This is a genomic window from Desulfosporosinus sp. HMP52 (genome assembly GCF_000765145.1).
Taxonomy (GTDB): Bacteria; Bacillota; Desulfitobacteriia; order Desulfitobacteriales; family Desulfitobacteriaceae; genus Desulfosporosinus.
In genome coordinates, this window is the sequence record NZ_JMGA01000068.1 from 1 (window position 1) to 14,609 (window position 14,609).

The 14,609-nt window shown below is 45.4% G+C and carries 13 protein-coding genes and 1 pseudogene; 12 read left to right on the top strand and 2 right to left on the bottom strand.

Annotation, left to right across the window (positions count from 1 at the left end; translation table 11 throughout):
* The 8 genes and pseudogenes from DP73_RS20715 to DP73_RS20755 all read left to right on the top strand — a co-directional run.
* Nucleotides 1–262: pseudogene (locus DP73_RS20715) on the top strand (acetaldehyde dehydrogenase); the annotation flags it as partial.
* 118 nt (nucleotides 263–380) lie between these two features.
* A complete protein-coding gene (locus DP73_RS20720; RefSeq protein ID WP_014902502.1) occupies nucleotides 381–692 on the top strand; it encodes a BMC domain-containing protein in 312 nt (103 codons plus the stop codon).
* 141 nt (nucleotides 693–833) lie between these two features.
* Nucleotides 834–2,333: a phosphate propanoyltransferase gene (pduL, locus tag DP73_RS22860; protein WP_081963116.1), complete on the top strand. Its 1,500-nt coding sequence runs from the start codon at nucleotides 834–836 to the stop codon at nucleotides 2,331–2,333.
* A gap of 1 nt (nucleotide 2,334) precedes the next feature.
* A complete protein-coding gene (locus DP73_RS20735; protein WP_034602255.1) occupies nucleotides 2,335–3,219 on the top strand; it encodes a flavoprotein in 885 nt (294 codons plus the stop codon).
* On the top strand, nucleotides 3,216–3,509 hold the full coding sequence (locus DP73_RS20740; RefSeq protein ID WP_034602258.1) for a EutN/CcmL family microcompartment protein: 294 nt from the start codon (nucleotides 3,216–3,218) through the stop codon (nucleotides 3,507–3,509). The genes DP73_RS20735 and DP73_RS20740 overlap by 4 nt, the downstream gene beginning before the upstream one ends.
* Nucleotides 3,510–3,529: 20 nt before the next feature.
* A complete protein-coding gene (locus DP73_RS20745) occupies nucleotides 3,530–4,873 on the top strand; it encodes a 4Fe-4S dicluster domain-containing protein (protein WP_034602260.1) in 1,344 nt (447 codons plus the stop codon).
* Complete coding sequence (locus DP73_RS20750; RefSeq protein WP_034602262.1) at nucleotides 4,870–5,418, top strand: BMC domain-containing protein; 549 nt, start codon at nucleotides 4,870–4,872, stop codon at nucleotides 5,416–5,418. The genes DP73_RS20745 and DP73_RS20750 overlap by 4 nt, the downstream gene beginning before the upstream one ends.
* A 139-nt stretch (nucleotides 5,419–5,557) precedes the next feature.
* Nucleotides 5,558–6,229 carry a cupin domain-containing protein gene (locus DP73_RS20755; protein WP_034602264.1) on the top strand — a complete coding sequence of 224 codons (672 nt, stop codon included), beginning with the start codon at nucleotides 5,558–5,560 and terminating at the stop codon, nucleotides 6,227–6,229.
* An 88-nt stretch (nucleotides 6,230–6,317) separates the two neighbouring features.
* Here the strand turns inward: DP73_RS20755 and DP73_RS20760 are convergent, their stop codons facing one another.
* Nucleotides 6,318–6,524, bottom strand: a complete 207-nt coding sequence (locus tag DP73_RS20760) for an alpha/beta-type small acid-soluble spore protein (protein WP_034602265.1) — start codon at nucleotides 6,522–6,524, stop codon at nucleotides 6,318–6,320.
* A gap of 555 nt (nucleotides 6,525–7,079) precedes the next feature.
* Between DP73_RS20760 and DP73_RS20765 the strand changes: the two genes are divergently transcribed.
* The 4 genes from DP73_RS20765 to cydC all read left to right on the top strand — a co-directional run bounded on the left by DP73_RS20765 (nucleotide 7,080) and on the right by cydC (nucleotide 13,108).
* Entirely contained in the window at nucleotides 7,080–8,465 is a 1,386-nt protein-coding gene (locus DP73_RS20765) for a cytochrome ubiquinol oxidase subunit I (RefSeq protein ID WP_034602266.1), read from the top strand.
* Nucleotides 8,456–9,460, top strand: coding sequence for a cytochrome d ubiquinol oxidase subunit II (gene cydB, locus DP73_RS20770; RefSeq protein ID WP_034602267.1), 1,005 nt, complete (start codon nucleotides 8,456–8,458; stop codon nucleotides 9,458–9,460). Before DP73_RS20765 ends, cydB begins: the two co-directional genes overlap by 10 nt.
* 184 nt (nucleotides 9,461–9,644) lie before the next feature.
* Nucleotides 9,645–11,390, top strand: coding sequence for a thiol reductant ABC exporter subunit CydD (cydD, locus tag DP73_RS20775; RefSeq protein ID WP_034602268.1), 1,746 nt, complete (start codon nucleotides 9,645–9,647; stop codon nucleotides 11,388–11,390).
* On the top strand, nucleotides 11,387–13,108 hold the full coding sequence (gene cydC, locus DP73_RS20780; protein ID WP_034602269.1) for a thiol reductant ABC exporter subunit CydC: 1,722 nt from the start codon (nucleotides 11,387–11,389) through the stop codon (nucleotides 13,106–13,108). The genes cydD and cydC overlap by 4 nt, the downstream gene beginning before the upstream one ends.
* Nucleotides 13,109–13,115: 7 nt before the next feature.
* Here the strand turns inward: cydC and rmuC are convergent, their stop codons facing one another.
* On the bottom strand, nucleotides 13,116–14,444 hold the full coding sequence (rmuC, locus tag DP73_RS20785; RefSeq protein ID WP_128751457.1) for a DNA recombination protein RmuC: 1,329 nt from the start codon (nucleotides 14,442–14,444) through the stop codon (nucleotides 13,116–13,118).
* Nucleotides 14,445–14,609 lie beyond the last annotated feature (165 nt).

A 14,609-nucleotide genomic window follows, 5' to 3' on the forward strand; every position in this document is an offset into this window, starting at 1 on the left:
CTTAGGCTGCGGGACTTGGGCAGGATCCAGTGTCTCAGAAAACGTAACCCCCATGCATCTGCTGAACATTAAGCGAGTGGCCTGGCATCTGGGAATTCCGAAGCGCAAACCCGTAGACCCCATGAATGCCCAGGAAAGCAGGGAGAGAGCTCAAACAACTCAACAACACACCTCAGCAAGCCCGCAAATCGATGCTGAGTTAGTTCAAGAAATTCTCAGCAAAGTCATGCAGCATATAAACGGCATGAAATGTGGTAAATAAAGAATAAAATCTCTATCTTTAACCATTAACCATTAACCATTAAACATTGAGGACTCATACAAGAATCTCCAGCCTCGAACAACGAACAACGAACAACGAATTTTAGGGAGGGACTAAAATGGCACAAGATCGAAGTGTAATAGCACTTGGCATGATAGAAACCAAAGGATTAATCCCGGCGATCGAAGCAGCCGACCAAATGTTAAAAGCAGCTAATGTGGTACTCTGCGGAAAAGAACACGTCTCCGGCGGATTGGTCTCAGTTATGGTCCGTGGGGATGTCGGCGCGGTCAAAGCTGCTGTCGATGCAGGAGCAGCCGCCGCCCAGCGCGTGGGAGCACTCCTCAGCGTTCACGTCATTCCACGCCCCCATCACGATGTGGAATACATCCTGCCTGTCGGTGACAACAAAAGCTTTGGAGATAAATAAGTAAACGTCAAATGTTCGAGCCAGAGGTAAGGACAACAAACCCATTATTTCAATCTATTTAATGTCCTTAATTTTGAAGCAAATGGTACTAACCCTTAACCGCTGGCTTTCGACCTCTGACTTCTGTAATGAGGTGAGAACTTGATCGTCACAGAATATGAACTGCGAGCCAATTGGCATAAAAACAAAGAAAAACTGATCATCTTACCGCCGGGAAGTGTGATCACACCCTCGGCCAGAGACTTTATCCGCTCCAAGGGAATCGATGTCCAGATCGAAGGAAACGGACTGCAAGACCTTCATAAGACCACCTTTTCTACGGCAGCTCAAAGCCTGAGCCGAGGGCATCAACTTAAACCTACTGAAGAGTCTAAGAGTCATCAAGATACCCAAGCCCAGACGGCGACTACGGTTATGAATACGGGCACAAATGCATTTGCAACGAAAAATACCACTGTGTCCACGACACCGACGGCAGCCCCAGCAGGGGTTAAACCGGAACACATGACCCATCTGCGAGCGGGAGTGTTAGTCACCAAGACTCATCTAGTGATTGCTTACCGAGGGCAACTTGACCTGTTTCAAGGTGACCTGGTTGAATCCCAATGCTACTTTCAGCAAGCAGGGGAAGAGAAGCTAATTCTACACTTAGAGGAAATCTCAGCCCTCTGCCGCCAACTCATGGTGAGTGAAGTCAAGCAAGAGCCCTTTCAATGGAGCACCTTGCTGGGATTAAGCTCGGAAGAATTGCGAGAAAGGTCCCATCATCCTAAAAAATATTATGGGATTGATCACACCCCGCTAAGCTATACCCATGGCCCTATCGTGGCTAGACTTCACCAGCTAAGAGCTAAGTCACGAGAAGTGGAACTCTATGCCAACCGAGCCTTCACCGCTGAAAATGGAGAATGCAGCCGAACCGACTTGATTCAGGCTCTGAATCGACTCTCCAGCGCCTTCTACATTCTAGCCTGCGAAGTAAGAAGTCGAATGACCCAAGAAGGTCAGTGCCAAGCTAAGAAGGAAGTTCAGAGGGAATCGCAACAGGAATGCTTAAAGGAAGCCCCGATAAAACGAGTTGCAGTTGGGATCTCCAATCGGCATATCCATCTCTCCCAAACCGACCTGGAAGCCCTTTTTGGAGCAAGCTATACCTTAACCGTCCAAAAAGAACTCTCTCAACCCGGACAATTTGCGGCGAAAGAAACCGTCAGCTTAATCGGGCCTAAAGGACGATTGGAGAAGGTACGGGTCTTAGGCCCCGTTCGAAAAAACACCCAAGTAGAAATCAGCGTTACAGACTGCTTTAAACTGGGTGTCAAACCTGTGATCCGGGATTCCGGTCAGCATGAAGGCACCCCCGGGCTAAAGATTGAGGGCCCAGCCGGAATCGTCGAACTTACCAGCGGTGTTATGGTGGCCAGCAGACACATCCATCTACATCCTGAAGATGCCCAGGAATGGTGTTTAAAAGATGGGGACCGAATTTGCGTAAAAGTCGAAAGCCCTCGCCCCATTACCTATGAAGATGTCTTAATCCGTGTAAGTGACCAATACCATAAAGAACTGCACCTGGATCTGGATGAAGCCAATGCTGCCCTCATAGAAGCCTCGAGCCAGGGCATCCTCCTGGGGGTATGACATGAATGAAGAACTAATCCGCCAAATTGTCAGCCGCATCCTGTCAGATCCCAGCCTACAAGGACTCTTACAAGGAACGGGCCATCAAGCCCCTCCGTCAAGGGTTAAATCTGAAGCCCTAATTATTTTAAACTATGTCTCGGATTTCCCGGGTGTCTTAGCTAGTGTCCAAGAACGATGGGGAGAGACCTATACCCTCCGCATCCTGCCCAGCGATCAAGTCTGTCAGGCTAAACCGGAACTGTCTGCAGGGATGAGTTGGATCAGCGCGGAAGAGGCCTTAGGAAAAGCAGACTGGCCCAAAGTAATCCTACCCACCTGTTCCGCCAATACCTTAGCCAAAGCCGCCTTAGGAATACGAGATAACCCTATCAGTGAACTGATCGGGCAAGGGATCAGCCAGGGAAGTTCCATAGAGCTCATAACTGAGTATCTGGGTCTTACCAACCGGACTCCCGCAGCCTATCGGGAACTTTATGAAGGCTATCTGGAGAAACTAAAGTCCTATGGAGTCGTGATCCATGAGAGTTTAAACCAGAGCTGTGCAGACGTAAAGTACGGCTCACAGGAGACAAACCTAATACTCGATCAGAAATTCGTTAGTCAGCAACCTAACTTACTCGCCGTTGAACAAAGGATAGTAAACCAATACCCCGTCATCAATCAACCGGTGCGTACAGTCTTTGCCGAGGAGCCAGACCTCAAGCGCGAAGAAATCTACTATACCAAGAAATTCTTAGGGGATAAACAAGCCTACGGATTTCCTGAAGCCTCGAGAGTCTTGGTCAGCGAAGGAACCGTCATCTCTCCCTTAGCCCGAGATACCCTGAAACAACGGCGAATAGAGCTCTGTTTGGAGAGAGAAAAAGGGAGGGGACAAGGATGATCCTAGCCCGAGTCATCGGAAATGTCTGGTCGACCCGCAAAGAAGAATCTCTGCGCGGTTTAAAATTCCTGGTTGTCCAGCCCGTGACGCTCTCCTATCGGGAGGACGGAACGCCCGAGCTCAGGGAGTTCGGGAATTCCCTGATTGCCGCTGACCAAATCGGAGCCGGCGAGGATGAAATCGTCATGATCGCCAGTGGATCCTCCGCACGGCAAGGCTTAGCCAATAACAACATCCCTATCGATGCCACCATCGTCGGCATCATCGATAAAGAAACCTTTGAAGCGTAAACGCTTAAGCAGGTGAAAAAATGAGTGAATTAACCCCCCAAGAAATCAGCGAGAAAGTTCGCGAGGCAGGGGTTGTCGGAGCAGGTGGTGCCGGATTTCCCACCCATGTCAAACTCTCGGCCCAGGCTGAGATAGTGATTGTCAATGCGGCGGAATGCGAGCCCTTACTGAAAACCGACCAACAACTGGCCGCCCGCTATCCTGAACAACTTATTAAGGGCTTAACCCTAGCCATGGAATCCACGGGAGCCCAAAAAGGGATTATTGCCTTAAAAGCTAAATACAAAGAAGCTATCGTTGCTTTAGACCCCTATGTTCAAACCCGAGATAACCTGGAGATTGTGATTATGCCGGATATCTATCCGGCGGGAGACGAAGTCATCACCATCTGGTTAACCACGGGACGACGAGTACCACCGGGTGGAATTCCCTTAAACATCGGCGTTGTGGTCAACAACGTCCAAACCCTGATCAATGTGGCTAAAGCCGTCGAGGGAACCCCTGTCACCACCCGAACCCTCACCGTTACAGGGGCCGTGAGAAAGCCTATCACCGTCACAGTACCTCTAGGAACCTCCATCCGAGACGTCCTGGAGCTGGCGGGTGGAGAACAAGGAGACTTAGCCTATATTAACGGTGGGCCGATGATGGGCAGCTTAATCAGCGACCTCTCAGCCCCCATCACTAAAACCACCGGCGGCCTGATAGCCCTGCCAGCGAATCACATGCTCATCGAACGCAAAGGAATGACCGTGGACAGCATCTTGCGCATTGCCAAAACCGTTTGCGAACAGTGCAGCTTTTGTACCGATCTTTGCCCCAGACATCTGATCGGCCACGAACTCCCGCCTCATAAACTGATTCGGGCCGTAAACTACCAAAAGGTTGGAGACCCCAGCTTGGTCACCAGTGCGTTAACCTGCTCGGAATGCGGGGTTTGTGAAGCCTATGCCTGTCCGGTGGGAATCTCACCCCTCAGAGTCAATATCGCCTTAAAAGCAGAGCTCAGAGCCAAGGGTATCAAGTATCAGGGGGAGCTGGGTAAAGTAGACCCCATGGCTCAACATCGCTTAGTGCCCTCCGCCCGACTAATGGATCGCTTGAGACTAAGACCTTGGTACAAAGACGCCCCCTTATCCTTAGATAAGTATGCACCGGAGGAAGTCAGCATCAAGCTGCAGCAGCATATCGGAGCCCCCGCTGTACCGGTTGTCAAGGTTGGAGACAGGGTTCGAGTGGGACAGCTCATCGGGGATATCCCGGAAGGAGCCCTCGGTGCCAAGCTTCATGCCAGCCTTGAGGGAACGGTGACTCAAATAACGCCCCAAGCCATAACGATAGGGAAAGGTGGTGCAGCCAAATGATCCATGCCATAGGGCTGGTGGAAACAACCAGCATAGCCCAAGGGATAGAATGCGCCGATATCATGAGCAAAACAGCGGATGTTACCATTTTGGTCGCCAAAACCATCTGCCCCGGAAAATATATCGTCATGGTCAGCGGGGATGTCTCGGGAGTCCAGCAATCCGTGAACGCCGGAGTAGACTTAGGAGCAGAGACAGTGGTGGATTCCTTTGTCATTCCCAATGTCCATCCCTCAATCCTGCCCGCCATCGGGAGAGCCAATGCTCTAAGGGACATTAAGGCCTTAGGCATTATAGAAACCTTTACGGTTGCCTCCCTCATCGAAGCGGCGGATGCGGCAGTCAAAGCCGGAGATGTGGAGCCGCTGCTCTTACATCTGGCTTTTGGAATCGGGGGCAAAAGCTACACCCTCCTCACCGGAGAAGTTGCCTCAGTCAAAGCCGCCGTAGAAGAAGGAAGCACCTTGGCCAGTGAAAAGGGACTCCTCATCCGTCAAGTTGTCATCCCCAGGCCTGCGAAGCAATTAATTGAAAGTCTGCTGTAAGCGAGAAGCAGCCAAAAAACCATTGCAAAAGCCAAGCAGGAAAACGAGGCGCAAAGCGCCAAGGTTTACCCCTATCTAGTATTGACACTTAACTCGAACTACGAATATCGAATATCGAACCACGACAAGGAGGTGTACTATGGGACGATTTATCTCGGCTGCCATTCTGCGGGATATGGCAAAATTAGGAAAAAATATCATTTTAGAAGAAGACAGTGTCCTGACCCCATCCGCCAAGGATCTGGCTAAAGAACTGGGAATTACCATTAGCAAAGGCAGAGAAGAAATTATCGGTCACAATGTTATAGGGCAAGCAGGAGTACAACTGATTAATTCTGAGTCCGGAGTTAAAGAGGTCAGTGTATCCTCTGGCACAGAAGCAACAAACACCAAGGATGCCGACCTGAAAAAAGCCGTCCAGAAGATTCTGGGAGAGGTTCTCAAACCCGCCTGTGCAAACCCGAAAGCGACCCATGTCAAAGGAGAAACGGTTGTAATTCAGCCATTTCCGGAAGCGCCTCCCGGACAAAAAGTAGGGCTGGTAGACGTGATTGATTCCCGGGTGGGCAATCTGGCTTCAGGGTTTATGACCTTTGATCATTCTCGACTGCCATGGTTCTTAAACTATGATGAAGTTGATTACGTCATCGAAGGGGAGTTTGTCCTGGAAGTTGAAGGGCAAGTCTTCCGTGCTAAGGCTGGAGATGTCTTGTACATTCCAAAGGGAAGTCAGGTAGTCTTTTCCTCGCCAACATTTTGTAAAGTTTTCTATTGTACCTATCCGGCTAACTGGGCGGAATTTTGCGATTAAGAGCGTTTCCGAAGCAGGAGAAAGTCACAAAAAGAGGGATGCCATTGACATCCCTCTTTTTGCGTTCTTATTATGAACTTCTAAGTAGTTAGATCTTGCTGCCGTTTTTAAGATGTTCCTCTGCAAATTGGATCATACGCTTAGTCATTTGACCGCCGACAGAGCCATTTTCACGGCTTGTTCGATCACCGCCTAATTGAAGACCCATTTCGCTGGCTACCTCATATTTGAATTGATCTAATTGCTGAGAAGCCCCTTGAGCAGCTGGTGTATTTGTACTTCTTTCTCCTGACATAGTAAATTCCTCCTTTTTCTTTCAGTTAAATTTAAGTATTTATCCATTTTAGATGGCTGTATTATAGTATCCAAATTATCGAGTTCAAACCTGGTAATTTCATTAATATTAAGGTTCATTTACCATGTTTGGATCAATTTAGAACTTGTGTATCCGACGATAAACAACTAAAGAATATGAATAGATCGCTATAAGAAGGTGATCTAATTAGGAAATATGACTTACATTTCTGAAAAGTCCTCTCAACTGTAAGTAACCTAGGCCTAACAAAGAGAAAATCAAGCGGAATATCGAAAATAGAGGAATATTATCGATTATTGGCGAATGAACAAACACTATAACCCTCGATTTTCTATATATTTAATTGACTACCTATTTAATAATTAGTATAATAATAAATAATATAAAATTCAGTGGAGTCATATATATAACATAAATAGGTTAAGTGAAAATGAATACTCAAAAGGAGGAGAGAAGGAAGGACCATCTTTAAAGCAGGTACTAGGGTATAATAAATGTGAGGCTGACATTAATTAACTAATTGGAGGTGTGACGATGACTGAACTTATCTTATCTAGATTACAATTTGCCCTAACGACTTCATATCATTTCTTATTTGTTCCTTTGACCTTAGGACTAGGTGTCCTCGTTGCTATGATGGAGACATGGTATGTAAAAACCGGGAATGAAACCTACAAGAAAATGACTAAGTTTTGGGGAAAATTGTTTTTAATCAATTTTGCCATGGGTGTTGTAACCGGATTAACTCAAGAATTCCAGTTTGGTATGAATTGGTCTGAGTATTCTCGTTTTGTAGGAGATATTTTTGGTGCTCCTTTAGCAGTTGAAGCCTTAGTAGCGTTTTTCTTAGAGTCTACATTTTTAGGATTATGGGTTTTTGGGTGGGATAAATTATCTAAGAAGGTTCATTTAATGGCTATTTGGATTGTAGCAATTGCTTCGAACCTCTCTGCGTTCTTTATTTTAGTTGCTAACTCATTTATGCAAGAGCCAGTTGGCTATGTTTTACGCAATGGCCGTGCAGAAATGACTGATTTTTTGGCATTAATCACGAATCCTCATGTGCTCTATCAATTCCCTCATACTGTTCTTAGCGGATTTGTAACCGCCGGTTTTTTTGTGATGGGGGTTAGTGCTTATCATTTACTGAAAAAGACTCATTTGGATGTCTTTCAGCGCTCATTTCAGATTGCCGTTGTTTTTGGACTAATAAGTACTTTAGGGGTTTCAGGAATTGGACACTTACAAGGAATGCACCTTGTGAAAACACAACCCATGAAGATGGCTGCAGCTGAGGCACATTGGGAAACAGAAAATCCAGCGGGCTTATCACTTTATGCCTCCATCGATGAGCAAGGACAGAAAAACAATTTTGAGGTTAAAATTCCTGCCTTGTTAAGTTTTCTTTCTTATAATAGCTTTACAGGTGAGGTCAAAGGGATTCATGAACTGCAGGAAGCTGCTGTTAATGAATATGGGCCGGGTAACTATGTCCCGCCGGTAGCCTCTCTTTTTTGGAGTTTCCGTATTATGTTGACAGCCGGAATTTGGTTACTCTTGATGGCAATGTTAGGATTATATTTCAACAAGACGAAGGCTTATGAACAAAACCCCTGGTTTTTGAAACTAATGTTGTGGACCATCCCAATCCCCTATATAGCAAATACTGCTGGCTGGTTCTTAGCAGAGGTTGGTCGTCAACCTTGGATTGTTTACGGATTACAAAGAGTTGAGCAGGGGGTATCCACCTCAGTGTCCTTAGTTTCGATGTTGATTGCATCGATTGGCTTTTTGTTAATATATACAATTTTAGCAGTTGCCGATATTTATCTGATGGTTAAATTTGTTAAGAAGGGGCCGGAAGCGCCTGTAGAAGAAAGCCAGAAAACTGGAGTTAAGGGGGCGTCATTATGGACTTAAACATCCTCTGGTTCATACTCATAACCGTATTGTTCGTTGGGTTCTTTTTTCTCGAGGGGTTTGATTTTGGAGTGGGAATTTTACTCCCCTTCTTAGGCAAAAATGATCAAGAACGTCGAGTAGTTATTAATACAATCGGACCCCACTGGGATGGCAACGAAGTCTGGCTAATTACCGCCGGTGGAGCTATGTTTGCGGCCTTTCCTAATTGGTATGCAACCTTATTTAGCGGCTTTTTTCTGGCCTTGTTTCTGGTTTTATTTTCCTTGATCATTCGAGGAGTAGCCTTTGAGTTCCGCAGTAGCGATCCAAGTCCACTCTGGCGAAACACCTGGGATTGGGTGATTTTCACGGGAAGTTTATTGTCAGCAATCCTTTGGGGAGTAGCAGTGACAAATCTGCTTAAAGGCGTGCCAATAAATGCAGAAATGCAATATGTTGGAACCTTCTTTGATCTTCTTTCTCCTTACACTATCATCGGTGGGTTAACCACATTGTTAGTCTTTATGTTTCACGGTGCTTTATTCCTCAGCCTCAAGACAACAGGGGACATGGCTGAACGGTCATTAAAAATAGCTCAAAGAATTGCTTTAGTGGCTATTCCTGTTGTCTTACTGTTAGCAGGTTTAACCTATTATCAGACGGATCTTTTTGCAAGTCTTGGCGCAGGTATAACCTTAATAGGTTCCGGAGTGACTCTTATCCTGGCTGTTCTCTTCTTAAAGTCTCGAAAAAATGGCTGGGCCTTCGTAACTAACGGCCTGACAATTCTCCTGTTTACTGTATCCGTGTTCTGGGGACTTTTCCCACGGGTAATGATTTCCAGCTTAAATCCAAACTGGAGTCTCACCATCTACAATGCATCATCCAGCCCATATACCCTTAAGATAATGACAATTGTAGCAATGATTATGGTACCTATTGTGCTGATATATCAAGGGTGGACCTATTGGGTATTCCGCAACAGAGTCACTGAAAAGAATCTACACTATTAAGAATTTGATATATAATCAAAGGGCAAGATATTTCTTGCCCTTAATTAATTTAGGCGTAAACCAAAACGTCCATAATTTAGGGGACAATCAAGTGAACCCTTCAGAGGAAACCCTAACTTTGGATGCCCCCCAATTAAGACAGAAGAACCGGTTCGCCTGTCTTGCCCGAAGGAGATGATAATAAATGTTTGATAAGCGGTTAATCAGAGAGGGAAGGTCTGTCTGGAGATTCCTTTTACTAACTATAAGTCTTAGTATAGGGATCGCCTTATTAGCTGTTGCCCAGGCCTGGTTTTTCTCCGGCGTAGTCTCCAGGGTGTTCTTAGAAGGGGCTAACCTAAAGGAAACTTGGAATTTCCTCTTGATGATCCTGGCAATTATTATAACCCGGGCAATATTTCAGTGGGGAAGTGAGGTAGCCGCCTTTGAGGTGGCTTCCTATATAAAGCTAAATTTACGTGAAAGATTGCTGAAGCATATCATGTCCTTGGGCCCCCTATATACGAGAGGGGAACGATCCGGGGAACTAATCTCTACGGTTATCGACGGAATTGAAGCCCTGGAGGATTATTTTTCGAAATATTTGCCCCAACTACTATTGGCCGCGGGTATACCCTTGGTAATTCTTTGCTTTGTGTTTCCTCGGGATTGGAAGTCCGGAGGAATTCTGCTCGTAACCGGTCCGCTTATACCGATTTTCATGATGTTAATCGGAAAACTTGCTGAGAAAAAATCACTGCAACAGTGGAAAGATTTAAGTTGGATGAGTGCCCATTTTTTAGACATTCTCCAGGGCTTGACGACTCTAAAAGTATTTGGGCAAGCCAAAAATCAAACCAGGGTTATAGAAAGAGTTAGTGACTCTTTTCGAAGCTCAACCCTAAGTGTGTTAAGAATTGCTTTTCTATCTGCGTTTATGCTGGAGTTCCTGGCAACAATCAGCACTGCTCTGGTAGCAGTGACCATCGGGTTAAGACTGGTTAATGGAACTCTTTCATATTCTTCGGGTTTGTTTCTTTTACTGCTGGCGCCTGAATTTTATACTCCTTTAAGAACCTTAGGTTTAAACTTTCATGCAGGTTTGTCTGGGGTAAATGCCGCTGCCCGAATCTTTGAGATTTTGGATGCTCCTTTGCAGGATGAAAATAATGATGATCAAACGGTCAAGACTGATATCCCTGGATTGTCCGGTAATTTCCGGATTACTTTTCAAGATGTTAGCCTTACCTATCAAGCCGGAGGGACCCAGGTTCTAAAAGAAATCAATCTATCCATAAATTCGGGAGAACAAATTGCTATTGTCGGTCCAAGCGGAGGGGGTAAAACTTCGGTTGCCCAGCTTCTATTGGGTTTCATTAATCCGACAGCGGGAAATATTCAGATCAATGGAGTTTCCTTAGACAGGATTTCAAAAGAAAAATTGCTGAATGAGATTGCCTACGTTCCACAAAACACCTATCTATTTGCCGGAAGTGTAGCGGAAAATATTCGTTTAGGAAGACTTTCTGCCGGCTTCGAAGATCTTGTAAAGGCAGCCCAAGAGGCATCTGCTCACGAATTTATTATGAAACTTCCTGAGGGATACGATACTTATCTGGGGGAAGGGGGGGCCCGCTTAAGCGGCGGACAGGCACAACGAATTGCCTTGGCCAGGGCTTTCTTAAAAAATGCCCAGCTCTTAATATTAGATGAAGCGACTTCCAGCTTAGATTTAGAGAGTGAAAAATATGTACAAGAAGCCTTAACACGTTTGTTGCGAGGCAGGACTGCCTTAATCATCGCTCACCGCCTGGATACTGTTTTCCAGGCAGATCGAATTCTGGTAATGGATCAGGGTCAGATTGTTGAAGCAGGAACCCATATGGAATTGGTGAGAGAACAGGGCCTTTATCATAGTTTCTTGAAGGAATACCGAGGTGAGATAGGATGAAGAGTACAACTTGGTTAATTCACATGTTATTACCCTACCGGAGGCGAATCATTCTTGCCTTGATCTTAAGTTCCTTGACTATTACAAGTCACATTGGGTTAATGGCAACTTCTTCGTATCTTCTGGCCCGTGCTGCTCTTCATCCTCCGGTACTTGACTTGATGGTGACCATTGTTGGCGTTCGTTTCTTTGGCATATCCCGTGCTGTCTTTCGTTACGTAGAGCGTTATGTTGCTCATGATGTGACCTTTCGGGTTTTAAGCCAAATCCGGGTTAAGTTTTATCAAGCAATAGAACCCCTTGCCCCGGCTCGCCTCTTGAATTTTCGGAGTGCAGACCTGCTTAGACGAATTGTTGCAGATGTGGAAATTCAGCAAAATCTCTTTCTCAGGGTTATGTCTCCGCCCATCGTAGCTTTACTGGTTCTTAGCGGATACGGGTTTTTCTTAGCTCGCTATGATCTAAGGTTTACAGCAATTCTAGCAGCTGGTTTTTTAATGGCAGGGCTATTTATTCCCTGGATCATCAAAAGCTTGAGTCGAGGGGTAGGGCATAGTATTGTTGCTTTAAAAACAAAACTCAACACTCAGGTTGCTGACAGTCTTTTAGGAATGACTGAACTAGTGGCTTACGGTCAAGCCCAGTCGCAATTAATGAGTGTTCGACATACCAACGAAAGATTAACTGATCAACAACGTCGAAATGCCCGGCAAACGGCCTTTTCCTCAGCTTTAACCTGGATGATTGGAAATCTTAGTATGTGGTTTGTCCTTATCTTAGGGATAATCCTTGTTGAACAAGGAAAGTTAAGTGGAGTTAATCTGGGAATGTTGGCCCTGGGGACATTGAGCAGTTTTGAAGCAATAGTTCCTTTAGCCCAGGTTCCGCATCATTTAGAACAAAATCAGGCTGCGGCAGAGCGATTGCTTGAGCTAATCCAAGCCCAGCCTACGGTTAAAGATCATCAATCAATGATTTCTATACCTAAAGATATGAGTCTAGTCTTTAGGGAAGTCAGCTTTAAGTATGGGGAGAGGGAGCCTTGGGCTTTACATCGGCTGTCCTTTAAAATCCCTCAAAGGGGCAAGGTAGCCATTGTCGGGGCGAGTGGTGCAGGCAAGACCAGCGTTGTGAATTTACTGCTCCGATTTTGGGAGTTTGATCAGGGAAGTATTGAGCTGGGGGGGCACTCACTCCGTGACTATTCTCAACAAGAGGCTAGAAACTACGTAGGTGTTGTGACGCAAAGAACCCATATTTTCAATGCCACAATTCACGAGAATCTTCTTCTGGCAAACCCTGAGGCCAGTGATGAAGAAGTGAAATCAGCCGCCCAAAAAGCAAAGCTTCATGATTTTATTCAGTCATTGCCTAAGGGATATGACAGCTTTGTGGGGGAAGGTGGATTTAAGCTTTCAGGTGGGCAGAGGCAAAGATTGGCAATTGCCAGAGTACTACTAAAGAATGCTCCGATTCTGATCCTAGATGAAGCTATGGAAGGCCTTGATCCAATAACAGAACGTGACGTTTGGGAGGAAGTCTATAAACTTATGGAAGGGCGTACTACTTTAGTAATTACCCATCAATTGACGGGTTTAGAGAAGATGGATGAAATATTGGTACTGGATAAGGGTCAGGTGGTTGAGCGAGGTAAGCATGGTGAGCTTCTCGAGCTTAATGGGGTCTATCGGAGGCTTTGGAATAGCAGGGTAGGGTAGCAACCGCTTAATCTTGCTCAGACTCCTGCTCCAGCATTACCTCTGCTTCACCGGCAGGAAGCGTCTGAACATCCTTAAGCTTACGAGCAATGGTGCGACTCTTTCTGGTTGCAGTATCAATGGTGTTGCTTGCTTCTTGGAGCTTTTTCTGAGTTTTTTCTAAGATATCGACGAACTTACCGAACTCAGTTTTAACAGCACTGAGTAAATTCCATACTTCACTGGAGCGTTTCTCAATTGCCAAGGTTTTAAAGCCCATTTGAAGGCTGTTGAGGAGAGCTGCCAGGGTAGTTGGTCCGGTTATGATAACTTTGTATTCCCGCTGAAGAAGTTCGCATAGCCCGGGTCGGCGAATTACTTCGGCATACAGTCCCTCTACCGGCAAGAATAAGATTCCGAAATCTGTGGTACAGGGAGGATCTATATATTTATCTCGAATAGTTCTTCCTTCCAGCTTAATTCGATTTTCAAGAGCCTTGCCCAATTCTTCTATGCGTGGGAGATTAGCCTGATCCTGTGCTTCAATTAACCGTTCATAATCTTCAATCGGAAATTTGGCATCGATTGGAAGCCAAATGATATTATTCTGCCCGTCTCTGGCAGGAAGTTTAATGGCAAATTCTACGCGATCATTACTTCCTGACTTAGTTGCAACATTACAGGCATATTGTTCCGGCGTGAGAATTTGTTCTAACAGGTTTCCCAGCTGTATTTCGCCCCAGATTCCTCGGGTTTTAACATTAGTCAGGACTTTTTTTAAGTCTCCAACCCCTGAAGCTAAGGTTTGCATTTCTCCAAGCCCTTTGTGAACAGCTTCTAATCTGTCACTTACTAATTTAAAAGATTCACCTAAGCGCTGCTCAAGAGTAGCGCTTAGTTTTTCGTCAACAGTTGCCCGCATTAAGTCTAATTTTTGACTGTTATCCTGCTGAATCAGGAGCAGACGTTCTTCCATGGTTTTGCGCATTTGTTCTAGTTTTAAATCATTTGTTTTTGTAAGGGAATTCATCTGGTTAGAAAAAATGTCTAATTGATTACCTTGAAGGTTGGCTATTTCCGACATTCGGGATAGTACCGAATCATTAAAAGAGCGAACAGACTGATTTAATTCCTCGCGAATTTGCTTGGCGTTCAGGCTGGTTTCCTCACGATTTTTAGCGATTTCGCCATTCACGAGACGTTCGTTGCGCTCAAGGTTTTTTTCCATAAGGTTAAATTTATTCTCTAATTTTGCGTAAGGATTGCGTGAACGAGTTAAAAGTATAATGAGTAAGATAATGGCAATGCCGACCATAGCTATGAGAATAAGTTCGATCCAAAAAATAGGTTCTGTCATTTGAAATGCCTCCTGATGTTGAGTTCGTTTATCCGATGACTACCAGCCGTAAGACTCCTATCTTCTATGTGTGAGATAACGGCTGCTACGTCCCTGGATAAGTTCTTCATAGCTTCAGATGGAGTAAGTATTCCTCTTAGACAAACTCCATCTGAAGCTAAGAAT